Genomic DNA, 23,246 nt, shown 5'->3' with positions numbered 1-23,246 from the left:
CTNNAGCCCCTCCTACAGCCCCTCCTACAAAGAGAGGCTGCCTACAGATGAGGTTTACTTCTTTTTCTTCTTATTTTTCTTACTGTATGTCTTAGCTGCACCAGGCTTAACCTTGTTTTTCCCTGGTGGCTTAGCTTCCTTGTTCTTAGGGCGCAGATCCTTGATGAATCTACGTTTAAGGACCTGGTCAATGTAGCGTTCGATCTTGCCGACAACACGGATATCGTGCGCTTCGACCAGAGAGATAGCCGTGCCCTTGGCGCCTGCGCGGGCTGTGCGTCCGATGCGGTGTACATAAGTATCTGCAGATCTTGGCATATCGAAGTTGATCACATGACTGATGTCATCTACGTCGATGCCGCGAGCGGCGACATCGGTGGCCAACAGGACACTGACTTCGCCTTTAGTGAAGCGACCTAAGGCCTGGAATCTCTGTTTCTGTTCCATGTCGCCACGCATAAAACTACATGTTATCCCTTCTCTTTGTAGCAAGCCTTCCAGGCTCGCGACACCTTCTCGGGTCTTAACAAACACTATGGTTCGCGTCACATCTTCTTGCCTGAGGATGCTGCACAGCATGGCGAATTTATGTTCTTTATTGTCGGCAATATGGATCCATTGGTGGATTTTGGCTTTCTCGCTGCGCGGTGCTTCGGCCTCTACCTTAACGGGATTAGTCAGCAGCTGGTGTGAGAAACGTCCCACATCACTGCCCTCTAGCGTTGCCGAGAATAGCATGGTCTGTTTACGACCAACGGATTCGATGGCTAGAGTCTCGACTGCGGCGGAGAATCCCATGTCCAGCATTCTGTCGGCTTCATCGATGACAAAGACTTCAACCTCTTCGGCATTGAATTGACCCTTGTCCAGATATTCCATCAAGCGGCCGGGAGTGGCGACCAAAATATCGACATTATTCTTTAGCGCCTCTTCTTGTGGGGCGTAGGGCATGCCGCCTGTGATGATGGCGATATCGAGGTCCAGACCTGTCGACAGATGCGAGGCATAACGATGAATTTGGCTGGCAAGTTCACGGGTCGGTGTCAATACTAGGACACGGGGCTGACCGCCGAAGCGACGAGGGAAGTCGATGAGATGTTGGATCGCTGGCAGCAGGAAGCTGGCAGTTTTGCCTGTCCCTGTCGGTGCCCGAGCTAGTATGTCTTTCTGCTCCATCGCCAATGGAATGGTTTGTTGCTGTATCGTGGTGGGCTTTTTATGCCCCATGGCTTTTAATGACTCTAGTAAAATAGGGTCAAGCAGGAAGTCTTCAAATAGCATGCGCAGCGTTCTCAATAAATAATAGCCGCACATTATACACAAAAATACACCAAACTAGCGCTTAATTTCATCTAAATTATTAGCCATTTTGGAGATGAACGTGATCCGAAAACGGGCTAGTACTTGAGATAAAACCCTGTGATTAGGGCAATCATCTCTTGGGTATAACTGCCATCACTTTCCTTGATGCAGAAGTGATCCGAGACGACTCGATTACTCTGCTCTGGGAAGGAGGCTTGCCTGTGAGCTAAATTAAATACATGTCGGTGAGGCTTCTTCGCTGCCGAATCTGCAATATCCATGATCCCAGTCATGGTGAGCTCTGAGCCTGCCAGTTCTTGCTCAAACTTAGGCATACTCTGGCTAGGGAGAATGAGGCTAGCGTTACCATCGGCAGCCAAGAGGCGAGTTATTGCTTTAATTAGGCATGAAAAATCTAAGCTGTCGGTATGCCTGGCTTTTGCCCTAAGTTGATTTTTGGATTGTGTCCCGCCTTTAAAATAAGGGGGATTACAGATGATATGCTCAAATTGTGCTTGAGTGTCCAGGCGCTGTTGAGCAAAATCCTGAATCGCACACTGCTCTATGGTTAATCTCTCGCCCCACTTGGACGCCTGAAAGTTTCTCTCACAAGCCGATGCCGCGGTTTCGTCGAGTTCGATTGCGGTGATAATGCCTTCACTTCGCTGAGCGGCCATCAAGCTTAACAGTCCACTTCCCGCACCAATATCGAGAATGCTCTTGGCTCGAGTCAGAGGGGCCCAAGCCCCGAGGATCACAGCATCTGTGCTAACAGGCATGCCACAGTTATGGTCATCTATATGAAATTGTTTGAAGGTAAATGGCATCGAGTCTGATCTATTCTGCATTGAAAATGTAGGAGGCCAGATTGTACGCTATCGGCAGGCATTGGTTAATACCTTTAATAATAGCAATGATCCAGATATCTATCATGTTACAACCTTGCTCTATCAAGGTGTTTTAGGCGCTCCATGCTGTTGCCCTGTGAGGATGTTTGATCGAGTGTTGTGTCCTTGTTGTGTTTGAACTGTCAATCGTGCCTAATTTGAGTCGATATCTTGTTAAATTGTGCTGTATTTGATAGTAGTATGCCTATGAAATAGGACATTAAGTGCTTTTTTGGATCGGAAAGCCTATTTTTAGTCATATTCGTGTCCGACTCTACTGTTATTTTTATAAAACCGCCTGATGCTGGGCAATTTCACCTCGGACGGGTGTAATGATTAATTTACACAAATATAATATCAAGTTACAGGGCTTGTATTTGGCCTAATAACTTGAGAACGTTACAAAACAATATAAAGATGATGGGGCAAAAAAGTGCAAAATAAACAGATGAGCATGGCCGATACCTTAGGGTTAGGCTTTATGACGTTCGCGTTCTTCTTGGGCGCAGGTAACCTTATTTTTCCGCCATTGGCAGGCTTTCTCGCCGGGGAAAATATGACTTTAGCCATGATTGGCTTCTTGATCACTGCGGTAACTTTGCCCCTGATCACCCTGATCGCCGTTGCTAAGGCAAACGGTAAGATCATGGGTTTACTTCCTCCTTTGGCTGCAACCATTTTTGCAATCGCTATTTATATCGTTATAGGTCCCGCATTCGCGGCCCCGCGAGCGGGTCTAGTGGCCTATGAAATGGGCTTTAAACCTTTCCTGGCAGATAGTAGTGCGACCTTTATGATCGCCGGCATAGCGCTTAATGTTTCCCAGCTTTTTTACACAGTAATTTTCTTCGGTGGTGCCTTGCTAATCGCACTGAACCCGGGAAAACTGCTCGACAGTGTGGGTAAGGTACTTACGCCTATCATGATTTTTCTTCTGGTGGGTTTAGCTATCTCAGTCATGGTGCTACCAGGGTCAGACATTGGTCAAGCCGTAGGTGATTATCAGACTAACCCGCTGACCAAGGGAATATTGGAAGGTTACAACACCATGGATACCTTGGCATCACTCATCTTCGGCATGTTGATTATCGATATTCTTCGTCGTAAAGGGGTGAGTGACAGTAAAGAACAGACTAAATATTTGATTAGAGCCGCCTTGATCGCCGCGGCAGGCCTGGCATTTGTCTATATCTCTCTCTTCTATCTTGGTGCTTCTGCCGGTGAACTCGCCAATGGCGCAGACAATGGTGGGGTTATTTTAACTAACTATGTGAACCATGAGTTCGGTAGTCTAGGTCAGATTTTATTGGCAGCCGTGGTCACACTAGCCTGTTTAACCACAGTTATCGGCCTGGTGACAGCTTGTGCCGAGTTCTTCAATGATCTGCTTCCACGTATATCTTACAAGATGTTTGTGGTTATCATGAGTCTGGCCTGCGCCACAGTGGCGAACATTGGCCTATCACAGCTGATCAGCATAAGCGTACCTGTGCTCTATACTATCTACCCTGTCGCTATCGCCTTAGTCGCGGTGACCTTCTTAACGAATAAGTTTGCCATGCCTGAGCGCTCTCATCGTATCGTGCTTAGCGTCGCCTTGGTATTTGGTATTATCGATGGTCTTAAAGCGGCCGGTGTCGATATGAGCTTCGCGGATTTCATGCCAATGCATAATGAAGGCATGGCCTGGTTACTGCCGACAGGTCTGGCAATCATTGCGTGTTTATTTATCAAGAAGCGTAAAGCTGAGCCTGTATTGGGATAACCTCTCACACTAGCCTGTTAATTCTCTGGCGATGTCATAGAATACTAAGCGCGGTCTCGATGAGAACGCGCTTTTTTAATGCCTCAAAGGAGTGCCTAGCTTGGCTGAGTCTGCTGAATCTACACAATATCAACCCGACCCGCTTATCGATATTTTTCTGGATGATCTCTGGTCGAACCGGGGATTGAGTGATAATACCCTCGCAGCCTATCGAACCGACCTGCGCCATTTCGATCGTTATATGCAGAAATTGGACGCCGGGTTAGTTCAGGCATCTCAGCAATTGATCCGTGACTATCTGGATGTGAGGTTCGATAAGGGCTTTGCCCGTACCAGCAGTGCTCGCCTGATGAGTAGCCTTCGGCGTTTCTATGGTTTCTTGTTAGTTAAGAAGCTGATTCAAGTGGATCCTATCGCTCGGATAAAGTCGCCCAAGTTAGCCCGTAAATTGCCTGACTCACTCAGCGAGGCCGATGTCGATATCTTGCTTAATGAACCAGATTTACAAGACCCTATCGAATGCCGGGATCGGGCCATGCTGGAGCTACTTTATGCTACCGGGCTGCGAGTGACTGAGTTGGTTAGTTTGACCATGGAGCAGCTCAGTCTCAGGCAGGGCCTAGTGAGAGTCGTGGGCAAAGGCGGCAAGGAACGGCTGGTCCCCCTGGGGGAGATAGCCGTTAACGAAGTTGACCACTATCTTCAGGGAGCCAGGGCCGAGTTACTCAAAGGCAAGCTCAGTGATGTGTTATTCCCCTCTAAACGAGGTCAGATGATGACCCGGCAGACCTTCTGGCATAGAATCAAACTCTATGCGCTTAGGGCTGGCATCGTGACGCATATCTCCCCCCATACTTTGAGGCATGCTTTTGCGACGCATCTGCTTAATCATGGTGCGGATCTGCGCGTGGTGCAGCTGTTACTGGGGCATAGCGATCTGTCTACCACACAAATTTACACCCATGTGGCCAAAGCCAGACTCAGTCAACTCCACAGCGAGCACCATCCCAGGGGGTGAGGCTAACAGGCCTTGAGTCTTTACACGTAAATTTCGATTTAGTTACAGTTATTGTTTGCTTTAATTCTGTTGAAACTGTAACTTTTCTGGCCTAAACAGGGTCTAATCAAGTGTAATTCTAAATAACCGCACCAGACCCATGCAAAGAACAGGATATATAATGAAGTTTACCCGCATATTTTCTTTGGTACTTGCCGTGGTATTAGCACCTTTCGCTATGGCCACATCGAATACCCCCAGCGACACTATTGCCAATAGTGCCGCGCTGAAGCAGAAGTTGAGTGACACACTCGATGTTAAGGTTCACTCACTGAGTCATTCGCCGATCCCAGGCTTATACCAAGCCTTAACTGATCGTGGCGTGCTGTATATCTCTCAAGATGGCTCTAAACTACTTCATGGTAGCCTGTACGACCTCGATAACAGTATGAAGAATCTGACGGAGGCTGCTATGGCTGGGCCTCGTATCGAGATGATGAAACCGCTGGAAGAACATATGTTGGTGTATAAGGCCAAGAATGAGAAACATGTGGTTACCATCTTCACCGACATCAGCTGCGGTTACTGTCGTAAATTACATAACCAGATGGATGAGTATAATGACTTAGGCATCACCATACGTTATCTGGCATTCCCACGTCGTGGCATACCTTCGGCGAATGCCGATGAGATGGAAGCGGTCTGGTGTGCAGCGGATCCACTCAAAGCGATGACCGAAGCTAAGTCGGGTAAGAGCGTTAAGCATAAGCAGTGTGATGCTAAAATTGCCGAGCAGTATAACTTGGGTCAGAGCTTCGGTGTCAATGGCACCCCGGCAATTATCCTCGAGGATGGCAGCATGGTCCCAGGTTATAAGCCACCAGAAGATCTACTGCGAGTCCTGGAAGCGATTAACTAGATTTGTTGCTGTAAAGAAAAAGCCGGCGATATCGCTGGCTTTTTTATGTCCGGCATATCTGATGCTATGTTCCATATGAGCGGGCATGACCTTGTATGCTTAGCCTAAAATCACTTGGTTTGCAGTGTTATCTGGGCTGCGGTTTGATATGCTAGCCGTCGTTTGATTTCTCTGTGTTCAACCTAGCTAAAGGCCAAATTTGTGATCCATAAGATAGTGCGACGTTCTAAGGTTGATGACACTCATCTGCCAGATTCCTTCTCTCCTCTGTTAAAGCAGATCTATGCCAGCCGTGGTACCACAGCCGAGGAGTGCGATCTGACACTGTCACGCCTGCTCCGCCCCAATACCATGAAAGGTTTGGACATAGCCTCTAAGATTATCGCCGATGGGATCAGAGACAATCGCGCTATTTTAATCATGGGGGATTTTGATGCCGATGGCGCGACCTCGACCTGTGTGTGCATGTTGGCGTTGAAGATGATGGGCGCGAGTAATATTGATTACCTCATCCCTAATCGCTTCGATTTCGGTTATGGCCTGAGCCCGGAGATCGTCGCCGTCGCCCATAGTAAAGGTGCTGAGCTGCTGATCACAGTAGATAACGGCATCTCCTCCGTAGAAGGCGTTGCCGCCGCTAAGGCGCTGGGTATGCAAGTGGTGATAACCGATCACCATCTGCCGGGTAAGACGATTCCCGATGCAGACGCCATAGTGAATCCCAATCAAGTGGATTGCAGCTTCGCCAGTAAATCTATCGCCGGTGTCGGTGTCGCCTTCTACCTGATGTCAGCCCTTAGAGCCGAGCTTCGGCAGCGCAACTGGTATCAAGAGCAAGGCATTAGCGAACCAAATTTAGGCCATTTGCTCGATATCGTCGCCCTGGGCACAGTTGCCGATGTGGTGGCTCTCGACGGAAACAATCGCATCTTAGTCGCAGCGGGATTACAGCGGGTGAGGGCGGGTCGCTGCCGCGCCGGGATCACTGCCTTATTAGAAGTGGCGAAACGTAACCCGGCTAAAATTGTCGCCGCCGATTTTGGCTTCGCCGTAGGCCCCAGACTTAATGCGGCGGGGCGCCTCGATGAGATGGCGCTAGGGGTCGAGACCTTGCTTTGTGATGACATAGTGACTGCCAGACGCATGGCGGCAGAGCTTGATGATTTAAACGCCCAGCGACGGGATCTAGAAGCCGATATGCAGCAAGAAGCGCTAAAAAGTCTGGAGTCCGTCGAGCTCAATGAAGCGAGTCTGCCTTGGGGCATAGCCCTTTTTCAGCAGGACTGGCACCAGGGGGTTATCGGTATTCTGGCTTCCAGAATCAAAGACAGATACCACAGACCGGTTATCGCATTTGCCGATGCCGGGAATGGCGAAATAAAAGGCTCGGCGCGCTCAATAAAGGGCCTGCATATGCGCGACCTGCTTGAACTTATCAATGGCCGCCATCCCGGGATGATCATCAAATTCGGTGGCCATGCCATGGCTGCGGGACTCTCTTTGAGAGCGAAAGACTTTGAGACTTTCGAGCTGGCATTCGATCAAGCTGTGCGTGAGCTGTTAAAGCTTGAGCAGCTGACGGGTGAGTTTTTGACCGACGGTGACTTGTCCGCTGCAGATATGAATTTAACTGTCGCCTCTGAGCTGCGTAATGCTGGCCCCTGGGGCCAAGAGTTCCCTGAGCCCTTGTTCGATGGCCACTTTAAAGTTATCCAGCAGCGTATCGTCGGTGAGAAGCATCTTAAACTGGTGCTGGAAACCGAATGTGGCCAAACCATGCTAGATGCCATCGCGTTTAATATCGATCTTAAGACCTGGCCCGATGCCACCATAGAGCATGCTCAGGTGGTCTATAAGCTCGACGTGAATGAGTTTAGAGGCAATCAGACGGTGCAGTTGATGGTAGAGCAGATAGAACCTATGTAAGTAAACATAGATTCATTGCTTCTTGGTTCGGTTATGTCTTATTTCTGCGCACTGACGCCCATAAGGTGCTCGACTTTTTTTACCTGCCTGAAGCCGGCCGCTTTAAGTCGGCGGATGACGCCATCGACAAAGCTGCTTCCCTTCCTCACTACGTGTGGATTGCCAGTGTAATGAAAAAGCCGTCCGCCTGGGCGCAGCACCCGGAAAATCTCCCGGTAGAAGACTTCGCTATAGAGCTCCCCTGCGAGGGAAAAACGCGGTGGGTCGTGAATCACAGCATCGAAGGAAATCTTAGGCATTGAGGTGATCAGCTCAAAGCTACTCCCCTGACGTTGCACAATCCCCTCTTTGTCCAAATCGTTTGACCAAGGGTTCTGCGCGCGTAGCCCCATTACCTCCGGGCTCAACTCGATGGTGAGCACTTCGCTTGCACCCAGTCGGTGGGCCGCGATGGCCGCGTAGCCCAGACCGCTACAGCAGTCCAGTACCCTGTCACCCTTGCTCACCGCCTGTTTAGCCATCTCGGAGGCACTGACAAAAGGGTCGGTTCCCTTGGAAATGTGCATCTTGACGCCGCTAATTTCTAGCAGAGGTGCGCCAGATGTGGGAACCAGCTTGTAGTAGCCAGAGCTGCGGTCTTCAAGCGGAACCATGTCTCCATCGCTGCAGAGGTAGATCCTCTGTGTCTTCTTGGCGATTTTTTTGAGTTCGGCAATGGAAAGTCGATTGTCATCGTCGAGCACCAGGCCCTGCTCACTTAAGAAAAAGTCACGTTCCGAAATATTTAGGTCAGTAGAGAGGCGGACGCTGGACAGTCCTTTAGCGATAGCTTCCAGCGCCTGTCGGGCATTGATTGAATCTAGGTAGTAGCCGAGCATGTCGTTGGTCTATTCAGTAAGAAACACTGGCCGCACTATACACCTTCGGCGTTGGGTCGGTATGGTTAAATAAAAATCGGGGCCCCATGACTAATCTTTAACATCGCGGTTCAGCAGCTAGCTTTCAACGCTGTGTTTAATTAACCGTAAAATTAATCGTCAGGTTGAAGCTAACGTCGTGGGTTCGCAGCCCGCGTCCGAGTAAGAAGGGCTTCTCATTCTAGGCTCCTCGTCACTTCGTTACTAGGAGCCTAAATTAGCTATGAGCCTAAGTAGACCCATACAGCTGGAGTAGATGAGTATGGCGATGGATTTCCTGCGTCTTATTTCGAGTAATTCTGCGATGACTAGCTTATTACGCAGATCTAGAGTTTTCGATGAGCCTTCGATTAAAGAGAGTTTGGCTGACCAGATCACGAACCAAAAAATACGTAACTCGTATTGCTGGTTTTTCTGACCCTGTTGATGAGTAAGCAAGGTGAGTTTCGCCTTGTGAATGGGCCTAAATAGCAGCAGCTTCGAGTATATTTCCTTTCCAGCTGAGGTGATCCTAAAGCGTGTGGTGAAGCGGTCATAGCTAACTTCAATCTTGTTATCAAAAATCTGATGAGTCTGTTGCTGTACTCTTTTAAATGCCATCTTTAATCTAGGTCCTTTTAGATAATGTTAAATTACAGACTATAAATTTGCCCATTCCTTACCAGTCATATTTATTGGTCAACGCCGTATTCTTGTATATTTAGCATAGATGGCGAACAATTCATCATTATTTTAGTATGTTAGCTTGTTGTCATATTTAGTCTCGGGCCCAGTGACAGCCTTGGATGCAGCCACAGCGGCGGGACAAGCCAGATGAGATCTGCTAGGGTCTAAACCTCCTTGGCTGAACAAGGCGATGTAGCCATGGCGATGCTACAATTAATTTAGATTTACCTTGATATTCATGTGCTCATAAAACTCTAACATAGGTGCCTGATAAATATTGAAAACACTTAGCTTCAATCAACTGCAAATCAGAGTCTTCACGCTTATTCTGGTGTTATTCACCACCATCATTTTAAGCTATCGGATCTGGATACAGCTCCCACAACTCGAAGCCACAATGCTCAAACTGTCAGAGCGTGAGTTAAGCACCCTTGTTTTTGCCATTAATCGCATCACTAAGCCGATGGTAACATTGAATTATGACTACGCGGTCTGGGACGAAAGCTTTGAGTTTGTGCAAGACCCCCACTCTGAACAGAGCCAGAAATATCTGCTGGCAAACTACCTAGACGATAATTTTGTGCTTCAGGAAATCGACGGTGTTTTCATATTTGATAAACAATGGAACACCCTGTATGCCAAGGGCTTCCACCATAAAAATCAAATTGAACTAAAGTTTCAATTCCATGACTTTACGCTTTTCCCGGAAAATAGGGCGATCGGCTCAATCCCTGCCGAGGGCACAGAGGTAAAATCAAAAATGGGCGTGCTATCCACCCTGTTTGGGCCTGCGATATTCATTTCTACCGCGATACTGCCTTCAGAGAAATCACTAGTTGCTAATGGGTTCTTGGTGTTTATCAGGCTTATCAATCAAGAGTTCATTGACGAAATTTCACTCTTCACGGCAACGCCTGTCATCATGGCGCATATTGGTAAGGATGAATCGATTGGCGATCTAGCTGACTGGGACGCCGAAGTCGATCTAGATAAGCTTAGCCCCTTTACTCAAAGAATTATTCGCAATGCCCAGGGGCAACCCGTAGTTAAGCTGACACTGCATCACTCAAATGGCCAGCCTCCCTCAATTTGGGGCATAGGCTTGATAAGCTTGGTCCTCGCCATGCTAATGCTGTTAATCACAGTCTATATATTACTCGCCGGTTTTATTATCAAGCCAGTACAGCGTCTCGCGAGCAACATTAAGGACATGGATAAGGTGCAGTACTTTAAGGAGCTTCCCAAGAATCACATCATCAGCGAACTTAGAAAAATCTCATTTCATTTCAATGCACTCGTGGGTAAGGTACAGAGACAAAATATCTTGCTAAGCAAACTAGTCTATGTTGATGAACTCACTCAAATCGCCAACCGACGTGCCTTCGAGCTGCACCTAGACACCCAAATACAACTACTCAATAGGCACAATATCGGCTTGACACTGATCTTGGCCGACATAGATTACTTTAAGAGATATAACGACTCACTAGGGCACTTAGCGGGCGATGAGGCATTGAAAAAGGTCGCAACAGTCTTGGAACAACACTTTAAGCGAGCAGAAGATATTTGTGCACGTTTTGGCGGTGAAGAGTTCATTATGTTTTACAGCGATATATCGGCTGAATCTTTGCAACAAAAATTAACTGAAATCATTCATTCATTTAAAGGCTTAGCCATTCCTCATCCCAGTTCCGAGGTCGCGGATTATGTCACCGTTAGCCTAGGAGTTTGTCAGGTATTAACCGATCCAGACGCCAGCTACAATTTTGAATACTCAATTACGGGTAAGCAAATCATCCTTATGGCCGATAAGGCACTCTATCAAGCCAAAGATAATGGCAGAAACCAGTTTCGTAAAGTGACCATTCTAGCCAATGATATTGACACTGCCAAAACGGATCTTGATGGCCCGCATATTTAACCGGGCATGCTGGCTCTGTGAGCTGAGGTGATGATCGCTGGCCTTAATCTGGCTTGCTTCGCCATCAGTGCCATTAAAATCATCGGCTCATAGGCATAAGCAAGGCTACTCGGACGCAGCCAAATAGAGACAGGCGATGTAAGCCTAGAGCTGTTTATCTAGCTAAAGCTTGGCATATCGCGGTCACTTTTTTGAGTGGATACGCCCTCAAAATATCAAACACCGAGCTTAACTCGGTGTTCTTTTCAAAGTGTGAGTAAGGTTGGACTTGAGCCGATACTCCTATGGAATGAGATCACAATCGCCAATCGCGCTGGTATCTTCTCGCCGATCTAGATATGCCTATTCGCTTGCCGGAAATGTCGCCATGGGGTGTTTTATCTAGCATATTGATATACTGTTTGTGTGGCATCTTAATTAAATGATCATGGTCACCAGCTTCTATGTAAACATGCTCGGTCGCTAATAGGGAATCATCAACAAGCATCTTCATCTGGTACGCCTCACCCATAGCGGGGATCGCACCTCTGTCACAATCGGGGAAAAGCTCACCCAATTTTTGTTCGCTAACTAAGCTATATTCTTGTCCGGTTATCTCATTCAGTCTTGGCAGTGACAGCCTGTTGCCAGCAGACACGATTGCCATGATGTGTTCTCCTGATTTGTTAACTAAGACAACGGGTTTAGACATGTGGGATGAGGGGATATGGGCCGATTTTGAAGAGTCTAGCGAAGCGGCGGTATGTTTATGCTTCACTAATTCATATTTAACTTTGTTTTTTGATAAATACTCGATAAGTGTAATTGCGATGGCCACTTTATACCTCCTGCAGGGACAATCTTAGCCACTTATAAGTGTAGCATAGCTGGCCGTCAGAGCTCGCTATGCCTTAATCCCTGTCGGTGTGCGCATCAGTGAGTATTGCTATTCCTTTACCGCAGTTCTAGGAGCTGGCTCTCAGATAGCGACTCCCCCGCATTTACGTAACATGCGCTGGTGAGCGTATCTTTGCCACAACTGAAAAAATATGCCATCGATGTGGCACTCCCTGAGCCGTTTCGCCAGATATCTGGTGCTCAGTCCATCTGATTACTTCAAAACCAGTGAAGTGTTGTCGTAGCTTATCCTCGGTAAATACCATCACCTCTGGCCAAAAAGCTTCCTTATCATAATCTGGGCCAGCCATAGTGTCATTGGGTCCAAGAAAAGACCCACAAAAAACACCGCTAGGCATCAGGGATGCTTCGATATTAATCCAAACATCTTTGAACTCGGTCGGTGGACAAAAGAATAAACTCGCATCGGCTACAATCAGGGACGCGCACGGGTATGCAAAGCTGCTAAAACTATCTTGGGACAAGAATACCTTGCCATCATCCTTGAATCGTTCTCTACATCGAAGTATGGACTCTTGTTCAAGATCAAATGCATGGACAATAAAATCATGTTCTCGTAAAAAGGCAATGTCTGCACCTGCGCCACATCCACAATCAATGGCAATCCTGTCTTTACCCAGCATCGTGACCGCATAATCGAGATCCGCTCGAGTATCGCTATTCTCTGTCGAGCTGTAATAATCCTTTATCTCCTTGGTACTCATATTTCCCTCCTAGATAAATGTTAAACGCTCACCAGAGTGGGCGTGTTTTTTCGCAATTTGTAGTGGCTGGTTGCATTTATACCACTCCGGCGCTTTATTTCCATAGTACTGAATTAAAATCGTTTTGCCATTGCAGTTAATTTATCAGACATAGAGACCGGCATTGTTAATTGGTGGTAGGACTGGCTTCCGGCCTATGTAGAGCACTCTTATTGATAGATAGGCCCATACGGGCAAAGATGGCCAAGACACCAGAAACCTCTGACTACACCAGCCTTAAAATGAGAGTAAAGGCTGCTTTAAAAGGTAAACAACCAGAAAAACTCCAGCCTTTTATTGCAAATGAACAACTGAACCAAGCTAAAGGCATAAACTTCTCACTCAAAGAGTATCTAGAGCTGGTCGATGAAACGGGCTGGATAATCCGTGATGACAAGCGTGGGGCTATATCTTCAAGTGCATCTAAAATATTAGTTGTAATCAATATGTTACGCTATCTGGGATAGCCAACTTTTTGCTCTAGGTCGGCTGAAAACAGATGCACTTGTATGTTGAATTCGGAGCATGTTGTTGCTTTTTAATGGATGGCTTTAATTTTTCTTAACGCTTATTGAGATAGGGATACATGAATTGCTGAACACTATCAGCTTCGACCCAATTGTTACAGCTATGCCCGCATCAGTGAGCATCTTTATTCCCTTACCGCTGTTTCTAGGGTCAAGATCTAAGATAGCGACAAAAGCTCGGATTATTTTATTATCTATCAATGCTTTAGCACATGATGGCGTCCGACCTTCAAAAGATCAGGGCGCTAGAGTTACATAGGCCACTATATGGTTAAAATCGTTTTCAAGTGGATCTGATGTATCTTTAAGCGCGCTTGAATAAGCCTCGAGTGCACTAGCCTCCGCATGATGACGCCCCAAGGCTTGCGTGAAACCTTGCGCTACTATTTCCCCACCATCTTTAACCAACACACAGCTCATATAACTAAAATTTCCGATAGTAAAGATGGAAAATATAATGCTCCTATCATCTAGAAGCATTAAATAGACTGGTAATAACTTAATGAATCTCAGAACCACGTGAACGAATATTGCCATCACGACTAATGTCTATCTGATAGGGCGAAGCATGCACCCCATAAGACTGGTAAATCTGATTATCGGTATCAAATACTAGAGGCAGCTTCAGCTGAAACTTATCGCGAAACTGCTGCACAATTTCTTCATTGACATAAAAAGAACTCACTACGCCTAGCCACTCGCGTGAATCATCCTTAGTCACCAGATGATTCAAGTGTTCAATCTGGGCTTCACAGCCGGGAAAGTGAGGCATAGGACAAAGTGAATCCAAAAAGATCAAACTCAAAGGCTTGTTGTTAGCAAGTCCCAGTAAACTAACGGTATTACCCGACAGGGTTGTTACGATAAATACTGGTGCCTGATCCCCTTCTTCCAGCTTGCGGTAACCTGGCTTAGCAGCCTCATTAATCGAAAACGAAACGGACTTTGATTTTTCTGTCCCAGCAACACGCATAAAAGGTAAATCATCTGTCTTTATTTGCAGCCATTGGTTCAGCGCTTCCCGAGTCGAAAAATGCTTTGTGGCGACTGTGCTAAGCTCCTCACCGCTACCAGAAAACACTTTATTTCCATCTTTTAAAATCACATGCAAGGGGAAATCCCAGGCCCCCAGCGAACGCATCAAACGATGACCATGATCCAATACTAACGGCGTCACTTGCGGATAATAGCCTTGAAATTCAGCTAACTGAGCTTCTGTCACATTGATTCCTGGCTGCACCCAAATTTGCTGGCTATTGTTAACAAAGGCTTTAGGTAAAGCGGCTATTCGCGCTTCTTCGCCCAGGCCTTCATAACTATTCCAGATATCCTGAAAGATTAAATGGGTCAGTTTACTGTTTTCCAACACCAAGGATTGGCCATCAAAGGTTGTTATATTTTCCAAGAGTAGCACAGGGCTTTCTCCTGCCTCAGCACGAAAACACACCGCTAGCATCATCAATGTAAATATTAAATAGCCTTTAGTAGGTGCCGCACTTTTATTCATAGTTATTTTATTTATGCTCAGATTTTTCATTATCATCACTACCTATCGTTTCCAAGGACGTCTGTTTGACACTTTTTTCTCTTTCGCCCACTCTTCTACCATCTCATCTAATGTATCAGTGGCCAAAAACGTGCGGTAAGCAATCTTTCCATTTTTATCAATCAGCACATGATGCGGCGTACCGACTATGCCATAGCGGCTGGTTAAATCACCTTGTTGATCAATCACGGTCGGTAAGTTAAAACCACCACGATTAAAAAACCGCTGGATATTCGCAACCGAATCATTAATGCCCACATTCACCGTCAATATTTCCACATCATCGCCGTATTCATTGTAAATCGATTGCAAGTGTGGCATCTCCACTTTGCAGTAACTGCACCAGGTTGCCCAAAATTTTAAATACACTGGCTTTTTACCCTTGTGATCAGAGAGTTTAAAGGTCTCTCCCGTTAAGGTAGTCACTTCAAAATCTGGTGCTTTATCTCCCACTGTTAATGAGGCCGCTCCCACCTGTATCGACGCACCTAACAGCAAAACCGACACCGCAAGACGCAATTTTCGACCGCTTCCAATAGGTGTTTTATTCAATATTCTCATCATGAGATCCCTCTTATTTTGAACGTTAAAAAACTTGAAGTATCAGATAAACAGCCGCTCCAGCCATCGAGGCCGCGAACACCCATTTAATAGCATTGAGCCAAGGACCAGAGCGTGGCAACGCAGATAAGGCACCACTAAAACACCCCGCGACGATTAATAAAGCGCTCATTCCAAAGGCAAAAACAAACATCAGCAGTGCCGCCCAAAGACGATTCCCCTCTCCAGCCACATACATCAGCAACATACCCAGTACCGGTGATGTGCAAGGTGCCATCACTAGGCCTGAAAGGCCTCCCGCAAAGAACACATTGAAAGGCGCCGATTTAGACTTAAACTCAGGGACAATCAAACCCGCAGGCAAACGCAGCCAACCCAAGATCCAAGCAGCCATCAGTAAACAGAAACCCGCAACCAGTAAGAGTGTCATTGGGTGAGATGCCACTGAGCCAAACAGCACACCGCTACTCGCCGCCAAAATACCCAGCGCCGCATAGACTAAAGCCAAGCCAAAAACATAGAGTAAGGAATACAAGATGCTCTGAGTTCGCCCATTCGCTTGGCTACCGACGACAGAAACTGTGATCGGCAACATGGGGTAAACGCAGGGGGTTAAACTTGTCAGTAGTCCCGCAGCAAAAACCGCCGCGATAGCCCAAAGTGAAAATTGCTGCTCAAAAAGAAAAGCCTGTATAAAAGATTCCATATTCGTCATCCGCCTCCTAGTACTAGGGTGAAACTTGATGACTGAGTTATACCCAATTTCACAAAAGCATTTATCAAAATGCAGTGATATCGATATAAAATCGATATCAAACAAAAGTGATATTTTTATTTGTTCCTATATATCAGTAATTTGTGGCTTTACCGTTAAAATAATCCACTTGCCCTATAGCCCTTACAAGACGTAAAATCACTAGGTTCTTCAATAGCGGGTTACCCATAGATGTCCTTTCAGTTCGCGCAATATTCTTTCGATAGCCAAAGTGGCGTGCTCACTCATAGCGAAAAACCAGAGCAAGCCTTGAGACATAAGGTGGCTGGCTTACTGCAATATTTGATTGAGCATCAAGATAGGATTGTTAGCAAAGAGGAACTGCTAGAAACGTTATGGCAACACGGCGACTACCGTGAAAACTCCCTGACCCAAAGCATTCGTGAACTGCGCTTAGCCTTAAACGATAGCGCCAAGCAACCTAGCTACATAAAGACCTACCCACAACGCGGTTACCAATGGATTTGCCCGCTAAAGGACATTGAGCAGCAAGAACATTTGGGCATAAAAAAAGCAGTAGTAAAGAAACCCGCAGAAATAATGCCTAGCACAGTTAGCCGATTCGCAATGCCGTTAATAGCCCTCATACTTGTTATCGGTTTAGGCAGTGGGTTAGGACTAGGCAATCTATTGTCGAATATAGGCGCAGAAGAAAAACACAGCGATGAAGCTAACGCCATGGGCTCAAACAGTTTATTAGTACTGCCCTTTATCAACGCCACCAACGATCCTACGATGGCCTGGCTAGAACTCGGCCTATCCGACATGCTTGCCATAGACCTACAGCGCAGCAATCAACTTAAGGTAACCCCGCCAGCACTCGCTAATACTCTATTACTCGGCGCAGAGTTAGAATGGCCAACCTTACCCATACACATTCGCAGTCTACTGCGTGACCGAAACATAGATAGCGCCCTCTATGCCAGTGTTCGCTTGCACAATGAGCAACAGGTCTTCGATTTCAAACTCATTCACGCCGACGGTCGCAATCAACAAGGCAGCATCAGCTATCCATCACTGCCCGCGGCCTCACGATCTATTAGCCAACAACTGTTATATTTATTAAGGCCAGGACAAGAGCGCCAAACAACAAAAACGACTGACGACCCCATCGCTGCTCAAGCCCTAGCCCAAGGGATGCAGGCACTACAAGAAGAAGGTTCTATTAGCGCTCAAAAATACTTCCAAGCCTCTCTCACCATTCAAGAAGACAACCCATGGACCCAAGCGTGGTTAGCGCGTAGTCGTTACGCATTAGGACAGTGGCAGCAAGCAGAAAAGCTCTTCAATGACATCACTTCTAAGCAACGGCAAGCCGATATCAGCCTAGATGCGTTTATAGCTTACTGGTTAGCCGAGCTGGCATACCGACGTGGTGACGAGCAACTACAAGGGCGAGTTGATGATGCAACGGCAAAAGCCGAACAAACTTTAGATCCAAAACTAATGGCGCAAAATTATCGACTTCAAGCCAATATCGCCTGGAATGCGATGGCATGGGAAATACACCACCAATGGATGATAAAAGCCAAGCAAGTATTTATTGCCAGTAACGACCTAACCATAGAAGCCGACAAACTGTTTTATCTAGGGAATCCGAGTAATGAAGGATTAGAGAAAAACCCTCAAAATGATTTATTGCTCAACCAAGCGCGGTTGCAAAAAGCCCTGAATTTTTACCAGCAACTCAACAACCAACCCATGATAGCGGCCAGCCAACTCGCCATAGCGCAAAACTACAGCATAGATTTACCCACGCGCGAAAACGCACTGAAGCAAGCCCTAAGCCTTTATCGGGAACTGCAACAACCGTTCGAACTGGCCCAAGCTTTAATCTACGCGGGCTTCTACCAAGTGCAATTGCACGAGGGTATGCAGGCCCTGAACTACTTTAATGAAGCGAAACAAATTGCAACAGCGCTAGGCTCCAAGCCCTTGCTCAATATTAGCGACTTCTATATCGCTTTTGCTATGCTCGACCAAGGTCTAGATCAAACGGCCCTGGGCAGCCACCCAACCCAAGCCGCCAAGCTGGAACGAGCCATTGTATTGCTAGAAGGCTTCATCAGAAGCCTATCAGCGCCCTACTACCACGCCAGCGCCTTAGTCTTTCTCGGCTGGGCACATACTGATCTGGGTAATTATGATCAAGCACTGGAGGTATTAAGCGAAGCAAAAGCATTAAACAAAGCACTCAATATGGAAACCAGCTTTGGTTATAGCAGTTATTCCATTATGCGCATTCATTTAGAACGCCAAGACTACCCAGCGGTGATCGCCATGAGTGATGACAAGATAACCACCCGCTTACAAGCCAGCTTTTTAGCCCGCGCCTATTTTGAGAACAATCAAATTGATCAAGCCATCGCCACGTTAAGCCGTTTTAAGCAGCAACACCCCAGTTTATGGCAGCACGAAGACACAAGGCGCTTGCTCGATTATCAAAACTCGAAACAAGGCATATTTTCACCACTGCAAATCGAGCCCAAAGCACACTTGGTATATTGTGAGTCGGATTGGGCACACTAGCTATTTTTAAAAAAACGAAAAAATCAGTCCACCGAGGTAATTTAACGGCGAGTAGGGGGCTAACAGAAAAGACACCAGATATAAAAATGTGGCTGTTATGCCTTTTGCTGACCCCTTTATCTTAGGTCATCCAAGAAAGGCCTGATACCGTGAGGTATCGGGGCTTTCAACGATATGTTCTTGAGTATCGGGAGAGAAACTGAGGTGCGATCCTTGAGCGTTCTTAAGGCTCGAGTGAAGGTGACACACTGCCAAATGTTCTAATCTTTCGCTGCAGCTTAATAGGTAATTGCCAGTAACGCTTGTTTGAGTGTGTGCCAAGTCCTGTTAATCGCAAATCATCGTCTATTTGCCATTTTTTCGCTACTTCATTGGCATTAGATCTTGTATGACCATCATCCACGGCTTTACCATCGAGCAATACTAGATAAGCGACTTCCTGCCAGTAGTCTGCCACTCTGGAACCATCATTGCTGACGACTTCAATTTCCTTACCAAATGACACTGACAATATATCGGTAGTATTCGCCATTTCAACGCTTATGATTTGCTTGAATCGCATGGTTAACCTCAAAATTAGAAGGCCATAATTTTACCCCTGTAGTATTCCAGCGTCAATAACACTCTTGGTTGAGGAAGTAGGAAGTGAGGAAATGGTGAATTGGTGGTTAATCGCGGCTTTGACTTGTGTTCTTTTGGGACGGGTATAGTCATCTTAAACCAATAACTAAAAATGAGTGACGCACTTCTACTTTGACAAGGGGGCACTGTATGTTGTTGATTAGCAATGGGTGGCTGTTTTCTTTTTTTTGTGGGGATTCGCCAGGTTCTGACCCCTTTATCTTGTTTGGTTTATGGAGCTGTTTTTATCTCCCATGAGCCAAAAGGTATTATCTTTCTCTGCTTGTAGTTAAAAGACAGACAAGCAGCAAGCTCCTTAATTCAACAGTCGACTATTTAACGTTTTACGTTATACTTCCGCGCTAAAATCTAGTATTTAATTAGCGGAGTTCATCGTGCACGATCTGTATTACAAAGGGCGTATCTACACCAGAGAAAATCATGTAATAAGTGGTTATAATACTAAGCGTATCGTTAAGCTTGGTACAGAAAAGCAGCCATTATCGCTAGTGGTTAACAGTGATGAGAGAAAAAAAGAGGTAGCGGCGTTAGTTGCTGATAATGGATTATTTGCCGAGATTACTGTAGATAGTGCTATTGATGAAAATATCAATGATCTTAACGTGGTTATAAACAAGCCAACTACCACTAGGTTCGACAAAACCCCGAACCGTAATGATCCTTGTTCATGTGGCAGTGGTAAAAAATATAAAAAGTGTTGCGGCTAACAAGATGCTATTTTTTCCGTGAATCGACTTAATGTCATCGCAGGCGTTTGATAACCTAAACTGACATCTGCAATATCACCGAGTCGAAGCAATCCCGTACTGTTACCGCCGAACCCGCCTTGGATACTCAGAAAAGATATGCCTGTCCCGTCTTTTTTGTGGGGATTCGTCAGGTTCTGACCCCTTTGTCTCGATTTTAATGTAGGAGCGGCTTCAGCCGCGAAGGCCTTTCCGAAGACCTTGCTAAGGTGATGGATGAAGTGCATTACTGCTGGCTTTTCCTTTACACCATAGCCCACAGTTATGCTGCTTTTTGAAAGCACACATAGCATCCCAACGACCACTAATACCACTGTATTGGCGGCGAAACTCTTTCGCTGAGGTTATCCAAGCCTCGGGCGCGATGCCAAGTTCATTGAGTAATTTAGGCTGGCTTGAATCAATAAAACCTTTTTTATCAGGCCTAATGGCTCTGCCAGTCCAATCGATAAGTTGTAAATAATCACAGAAATTAAATGGGATACCTGATTGAGTCGCTAGATGGGCAGCACCATCGAATTGAGCAAGTTGTTGGAGTGGCTCACTCGAGGTTGATGCTGATTCATCATTTGGTTTAGTGTTTTTATCCGAGGTACTTAGCTCGGTAATGCGCTCCTGAATAGACGTATAATCAGATGCTTGAAGTGTGTTAGCAATCATCCTCACGATTGGCCCGACGGGCTATTTCTTCATTAAGGCACCTCAACTCTTCATTAAATCAAGTGCACGAGATACTCGATAGGCGTTCATGCCATTCAGCCAATAACCCATCAAGGAGTAACCGCTCACCCTCGATTAAGGTGTCGCCATTCATGTATTTATTTGCTACATCATGACCTTTAGTCACCTTACACCAAAGCTCAATTACCTCGCGGTTAGACAGCGAATTCGCTCTATCGAGGTCAATTTTCAGTACGAGATGATAGTGATTATTCATTACCGCATAGGCACAGACATAGATACAAAAGATAGCAGACAGAGCCTTAACCTTAGATTCCAAGAGGAGCCGACAATCCAACCACGTCTATGCTCGAAACTTTTCCCTGTCAATTTATCTTCGCCGCAGAGGAAAGCCCTTCTAACACAACGATTTATTATGTGGTAAAACGGAGTCGATTCTGAGTCGATATAGCCCTAACAATCAGTTACGGCGAGCTGAAGTCATAGTCGCTACCCTGTACAAACTGAGTTGAGGTAACTTAAAGGTTAGTAGAGATGCTCTAAAGCACAAAATATATGCCTGTCCTGTCTTTTTGTTAACCAAGAGTTCACCAAGATTTTCAAAGGGCCTGTGGCAACACCCAAGAGCTGACAGCGTATTGTGAACACTATCTTGAAAAACACCGACCGCAAGCGGCGACAAGGTGCCGCCAACTGCCATCGATGGCTAGATAGCATTTAATCAAGACTGAGAGATATCCATTTTAAATTATTATATTCAAGCATAACCAAACGGCAGTTTGGTTATTTTTATGTCTGATTTTCAAGTGAATAGTCGAATTTTTACTCATGACAGCATTATTGAGTATTGTATGGTGTGGCAGGAGGGTGGATTGATACAGCAATGAATTTCTCTGGCAATCTGGTTCTAGCAGGTACAGGCCATCTAACAGAGAATAATATTGGGTGTCTTGGTTATTGTCAGTCGGGTGTCTTGGTTATTGTCAATATTGGGTGTCTTGGTTATTGTCATTTTTTCTAACCAGTACCCTAACCAGAAAGTTTAGGTTAGGCGTTCTAAATGAACCGCCCTGTGCGGAGCCGCATGCAGGGTGGTGTGGGGGCTGGAGGCTAGATACCTCTGGCTACCTGATTAGAAGCGAACTTTATACAAACTTAATTGGGTAACCAATATCTTTAATAACTTTAGGTTGTTCATTTTTATTCAATTCATTATGTAGTCGATTGTGTTCAAATAGACTTTCTAATATTTTATTTGCTTTGCTACTTTTCGATTGCCAGTCGTGATGAATGTTTATATCGTTGCCTACTGTAATTGCAAACCTATTGCTTATTTCTCCATCATTCAGTTGGCAGATATATGATGAATGAATTTCTAAATTTGACTTTGCAGATAGCTTCAAACACAAATTAAGCCCATTTTGATGAGCTACTGATGGATAAAACCAGCCGTCACGACCAAAATCACATATTGAATTTGCAATAACACTACTAACTAAGTATGCAGACTTAGTATCTTTGAGGAAGTTTCTATCAATAAAGTCAGTTAAAGCGTCTAGCTTTGATTTTGACTCTTTCGATAGCTTACATTCAAAATCATTACCAACTCCTATTCCGAAAACTTTCAATGAGTTAATTACCTTATAGCAAGTAAGAAGAAAGTAATCCCCTTCTCTGATGCCAACTTCCTTTATAGCTGTCATAGGATTATTTGCTGCAACATAAAGAAGTTGCTGTTCTGGCTGATTCAACCTACCGTAATCAACATATTTTTCTGGAGCCTCCCAAAAATCATCATGGGTTAACTCAATTTTTTCTGGCTCCAGTTTTCTTACACGATATAAAATAGCATCCTTTTTATATTCACGTTCTTCACTTTTAAAAGCTGAAAATTTTAAGCCGTTATGCTCAATCATAATGGTTTCTATAATGGCTTCAGCGGTACAAGCAGTATTGTTCTGTGCCTGATTATTCTCAAATAGCTTAAATCTATCTTCGAATTCTTTCAAAGTAATATTTGACAAAATTTTTTCAATTTCTAAATCCATAGATGAACTCATATAATATTTGAATGCAAAGCTTCTAACAGCTGTATAGTGCGCATACGCCATAATTGATTAACGCGCATGCACAATTAATAAACCTATTATTTTGTAACATTAGGGTCAGAGTCTGAGGGATCCCCACAAATATCACAGTTCATTGATTATATAAGCTCCACCGGATATGTGGAGCTGCTCTATTGCTCTTAAAAACTGTCTTGTCGTTAATTTTGCATACTTGTCAGCAATAACTCTTA

At 45.6% G+C, this 23,246-nt stretch carries 18 protein-coding genes and 2 pseudogenes; 8 read left to right on the top strand and 12 right to left on the bottom strand.

Going from position 1 to position 23,246, the window contains the following annotated elements; genetic code table 11:
* Positions 1-54: 54 nt before the first annotated feature.
* Positions 55-1,281, bottom strand: coding sequence for an ATP-dependent RNA helicase SrmB (gene srmB, locus HRU42_RS05530; protein ID WP_295029390.1), 1,227 nt, complete (start codon positions 1,279-1,281; stop codon positions 55-57).
* Positions 1,282-1,397: 116 nt separating this feature from the next.
* Positions 1,398-2,129 carry a methyltransferase gene (locus HRU42_RS05525; RefSeq protein ID WP_295029388.1) on the bottom strand — a complete coding sequence of 244 codons (732 nt, stop codon included), beginning with the start codon at positions 2,127-2,129 and terminating at the stop codon, positions 1,398-1,400.
* Positions 2,130-2,637: 508 nt separating this feature from the next.
* On the opposite strand from HRU42_RS05525, the gene brnQ reads away from it, so the two are divergent.
* The 4 genes from brnQ (at position 2,638) to recJ (ending at position 7,796) form a co-directional block, all read left to right on the top strand.
* The gene (gene brnQ / locus HRU42_RS05520) at positions 2,638-3,954 is read left to right on the top strand and encodes a branched-chain amino acid transport system II carrier protein (RefSeq protein ID WP_295029392.1); all 1,317 of its coding nucleotides are present in this window, start codon (positions 2,638-2,640) and stop codon (positions 3,952-3,954) included.
* 100 nt (positions 3,955-4,054) lie between these two features.
* Positions 4,055-4,972 carry a site-specific tyrosine recombinase XerD gene (gene xerD / locus HRU42_RS05515; RefSeq protein ID WP_295029386.1) on the top strand — a complete coding sequence of 306 codons (918 nt, stop codon included), beginning with the start codon at positions 4,055-4,057 and terminating at the stop codon, positions 4,970-4,972.
* 160 nt (positions 4,973-5,132) lie between these two features.
* Positions 5,133-5,870, top strand: coding sequence for a bifunctional protein-disulfide isomerase/oxidoreductase DsbC (dsbC, locus tag HRU42_RS05510; protein ID WP_295029384.1), 738 nt, complete (start codon positions 5,133-5,135; stop codon positions 5,868-5,870).
* 201 nt (positions 5,871-6,071) lie between these two features.
* Entirely contained in the window at positions 6,072-7,796 is a 1,725-nt protein-coding gene (recJ, locus tag HRU42_RS05505; RefSeq protein ID WP_295029383.1) for a single-stranded-DNA-specific exonuclease RecJ, read from the top strand.
* 38 nt (positions 7,797-7,834) lie between these two features.
* On the opposite strand, the gene HRU42_RS05500 is transcribed toward recJ, so the two are convergent.
* Positions 7,835-8,674, bottom strand: coding sequence for a methyltransferase domain-containing protein (locus HRU42_RS05500; RefSeq protein ID WP_295029381.1), 840 nt, complete (start codon positions 8,672-8,674; stop codon positions 7,835-7,837).
* Between the two features lie 243 nt (positions 8,675-8,917).
* Positions 8,918-9,313: a hypothetical protein gene (locus tag HRU42_RS05495; protein ID WP_295029379.1), complete on the bottom strand. Its 396-nt coding sequence runs from the start codon at positions 9,311-9,313 to the stop codon at positions 8,918-8,920.
* 343 nt (positions 9,314-9,656) lie between these two features.
* Between HRU42_RS05495 and HRU42_RS05490 the strand changes: the two genes are divergently transcribed.
* Positions 9,657-11,300, top strand: coding sequence for a diguanylate cyclase (locus HRU42_RS05490; protein WP_295029378.1), 1,644 nt, complete (start codon positions 9,657-9,659; stop codon positions 11,298-11,300).
* A gap of 295 nt (positions 11,301-11,595) precedes the next feature.
* On the opposite strand, the gene HRU42_RS05485 is transcribed toward HRU42_RS05490, so the two are convergent.
* Both HRU42_RS05485 and HRU42_RS05480 read right to left on the bottom strand, forming a co-directional pair.
* Positions 11,596-12,117: an aminoacyl-tRNA deacylase gene (locus HRU42_RS05485; RefSeq protein ID WP_295029376.1), complete on the bottom strand. Its 522-nt coding sequence runs from the start codon at positions 12,115-12,117 to the stop codon at positions 11,596-11,598.
* Between the two features lie 163 nt (positions 12,118-12,280).
* On the bottom strand, positions 12,281-12,901 hold the full coding sequence (locus tag HRU42_RS05480; RefSeq protein ID WP_295029374.1) for a class I SAM-dependent methyltransferase: 621 nt from the start codon (positions 12,899-12,901) through the stop codon (positions 12,281-12,283).
* Between the two features lie 197 nt (positions 12,902-13,098).
* On the opposite strand from HRU42_RS05480, the pseudogene HRU42_RS05475 reads away from it, so the two are divergent.
* Positions 13,099-13,389 (top strand): annotated as a pseudogene (locus HRU42_RS05475) (transposase); the annotation flags it as partial.
* Positions 13,390-13,966: 577 nt separating this feature from the next.
* On the opposite strand, the gene HRU42_RS05470 reads toward HRU42_RS05475, so the two are convergent.
* Genes HRU42_RS05470 through HRU42_RS05460 form a run of 3 tightly spaced genes read right to left on the bottom strand, consistent with a single transcriptional unit; the run spans position 13,967 to position 16,280 of the window.
* On the bottom strand, positions 13,967-15,004 hold the full coding sequence (locus HRU42_RS05470) for a peroxiredoxin (RefSeq protein ID WP_295029373.1): 1,038 nt from the start codon (positions 15,002-15,004) through the stop codon (positions 13,967-13,969).
* A gap of 12 nt (positions 15,005-15,016) precedes the next feature.
* On the bottom strand, positions 15,017-15,574 hold the full coding sequence (locus HRU42_RS05465) for a thioredoxin family protein (RefSeq protein WP_295029372.1): 558 nt from the start codon (positions 15,572-15,574) through the stop codon (positions 15,017-15,019).
* Positions 15,575-15,599: 25 nt separating this feature from the next.
* Positions 15,600-16,280, bottom strand: coding sequence for a cytochrome c biogenesis protein CcdA (locus HRU42_RS05460; RefSeq protein WP_295029370.1), 681 nt, complete (start codon positions 16,278-16,280; stop codon positions 15,600-15,602).
* Positions 16,281-16,520: 240 nt separating this feature from the next.
* On the opposite strand from HRU42_RS05460, the gene HRU42_RS05455 reads away from it, so the two are divergent.
* Entirely contained in the window at positions 16,521-18,878 is a 2,358-nt protein-coding gene (locus HRU42_RS05455) for a winged helix-turn-helix domain-containing protein (RefSeq protein ID WP_295029368.1), read from the top strand.
* A 223-nt stretch (positions 18,879-19,101) separates the two neighbouring features.
* Here HRU42_RS05455 and HRU42_RS05450 read toward each other — a convergent pair whose 3' ends face one another.
* On the bottom strand, positions 19,102-19,410 hold the full coding sequence (locus tag HRU42_RS05450) for a hypothetical protein (protein ID WP_295029367.1): 309 nt from the start codon (positions 19,408-19,410) through the stop codon (positions 19,102-19,104).
* A 484-nt stretch (positions 19,411-19,894) separates the two neighbouring features.
* On the opposite strand from HRU42_RS05450, the gene HRU42_RS05445 reads away from it, so the two are divergent.
* Positions 19,895-20,227, top strand: coding sequence for a PBPRA1643 family SWIM/SEC-C metal-binding motif protein (locus HRU42_RS05445; RefSeq protein ID WP_295029365.1), 333 nt, complete (start codon positions 19,895-19,897; stop codon positions 20,225-20,227).
* Between the two features lie 243 nt (positions 20,228-20,470).
* Here HRU42_RS05445 and HRU42_RS05440 read toward each other — a convergent pair.
* A pseudogene (locus HRU42_RS05440) lies at positions 20,471-21,431 on the bottom strand (alpha-amylase family glycosyl hydrolase).
* Positions 21,432-22,092: 661 nt separating this feature from the next.
* Positions 22,093-22,995: an RES family NAD+ phosphorylase gene (locus HRU42_RS05435; protein WP_295029363.1), complete on the bottom strand. Its 903-nt coding sequence runs from the start codon at positions 22,993-22,995 to the stop codon at positions 22,093-22,095.
* Positions 22,996-23,246 lie beyond the last annotated feature (251 nt).

This window comes from Shewanella sp., from assembly GCF_013214165.1.
In the GTDB taxonomy this organism is placed as follows: Bacteria; Pseudomonadota; Gammaproteobacteria; order Enterobacterales; family Shewanellaceae; genus Shewanella.
Note: the sequence above shows the minus strand (reverse complement) of the source record. Positions and strands in the feature narration are given on the sequence as shown.

What these genes read in the sequence shown, in the direction of transcription:
- brnQ (WP_295029392.1), top strand. Translation starts at nt 2,638, where the DNA reads ATGAGCATGGCCGATACCTTAGGGTTAGGCTTTATGACGTTCGCGTTC.
- HRU42_RS05525 (WP_295029388.1), bottom strand. Translation starts at nt 2,129, where the DNA reads ATGCCATTTACCTTCAAACAATTTCATATAGATGACCATAACTGTGGC.
- HRU42_RS05470 (WP_295029373.1), bottom strand. Translation starts at nt 15,004, where the DNA reads ATGAAAAATCTGAGCATAAATAAAATAACTATGAATAAAAGTGCGGCA.
- srmB (WP_295029390.1), bottom strand. Translation starts at nt 1,281, where the DNA reads ATGCTATTTGAAGACTTCCTGCTTGACCCTATTTTACTAGAGTCATTA.
- HRU42_RS05495 (WP_295029379.1), bottom strand. Translation starts at nt 9,313, where the DNA reads ATGGCATTTAAAAGAGTACAGCAACAGACTCATCAGATTTTTGATAAC.
- HRU42_RS05455 (WP_295029368.1), top strand. Translation starts at nt 16,521, where the DNA reads ATGTCCTTTCAGTTCGCGCAATATTCTTTCGATAGCCAAAGTGGCGTG.
- dsbC (WP_295029384.1), top strand. Translation starts at nt 5,133, where the DNA reads ATGAAGTTTACCCGCATATTTTCTTTGGTACTTGCCGTGGTATTAGCA.
- HRU42_RS05480 (WP_295029374.1), bottom strand. Translation starts at nt 12,901, where the DNA reads ATGAGTACCAAGGAGATAAAGGATTATTACAGCTCGACAGAGAATAGC.
- HRU42_RS05465 (WP_295029372.1), bottom strand. Translation starts at nt 15,574, where the DNA reads ATGAGAATATTGAATAAAACACCTATTGGAAGCGGTCGAAAATTGCGT.
- HRU42_RS05500 (WP_295029381.1), bottom strand. Translation starts at nt 8,674, where the DNA reads ATGCTCGGCTACTACCTAGATTCAATCAATGCCCGACAGGCGCTGGAA.
- HRU42_RS05450 (WP_295029367.1), bottom strand. Translation starts at nt 19,410, where the DNA reads ATGGCGAATACTACCGATATATTGTCAGTGTCATTTGGTAAGGAAATT.
- HRU42_RS05435 (WP_295029363.1), bottom strand. Translation starts at nt 22,995, where the DNA reads ATGGATTTAGAAATTGAAAAAATTTTGTCAAATATTACTTTGAAAGAA.
- HRU42_RS05460 (WP_295029370.1), bottom strand. Translation starts at nt 16,280, where the DNA reads ATGGAATCTTTTATACAGGCTTTTCTTTTTGAGCAGCAATTTTCACTT.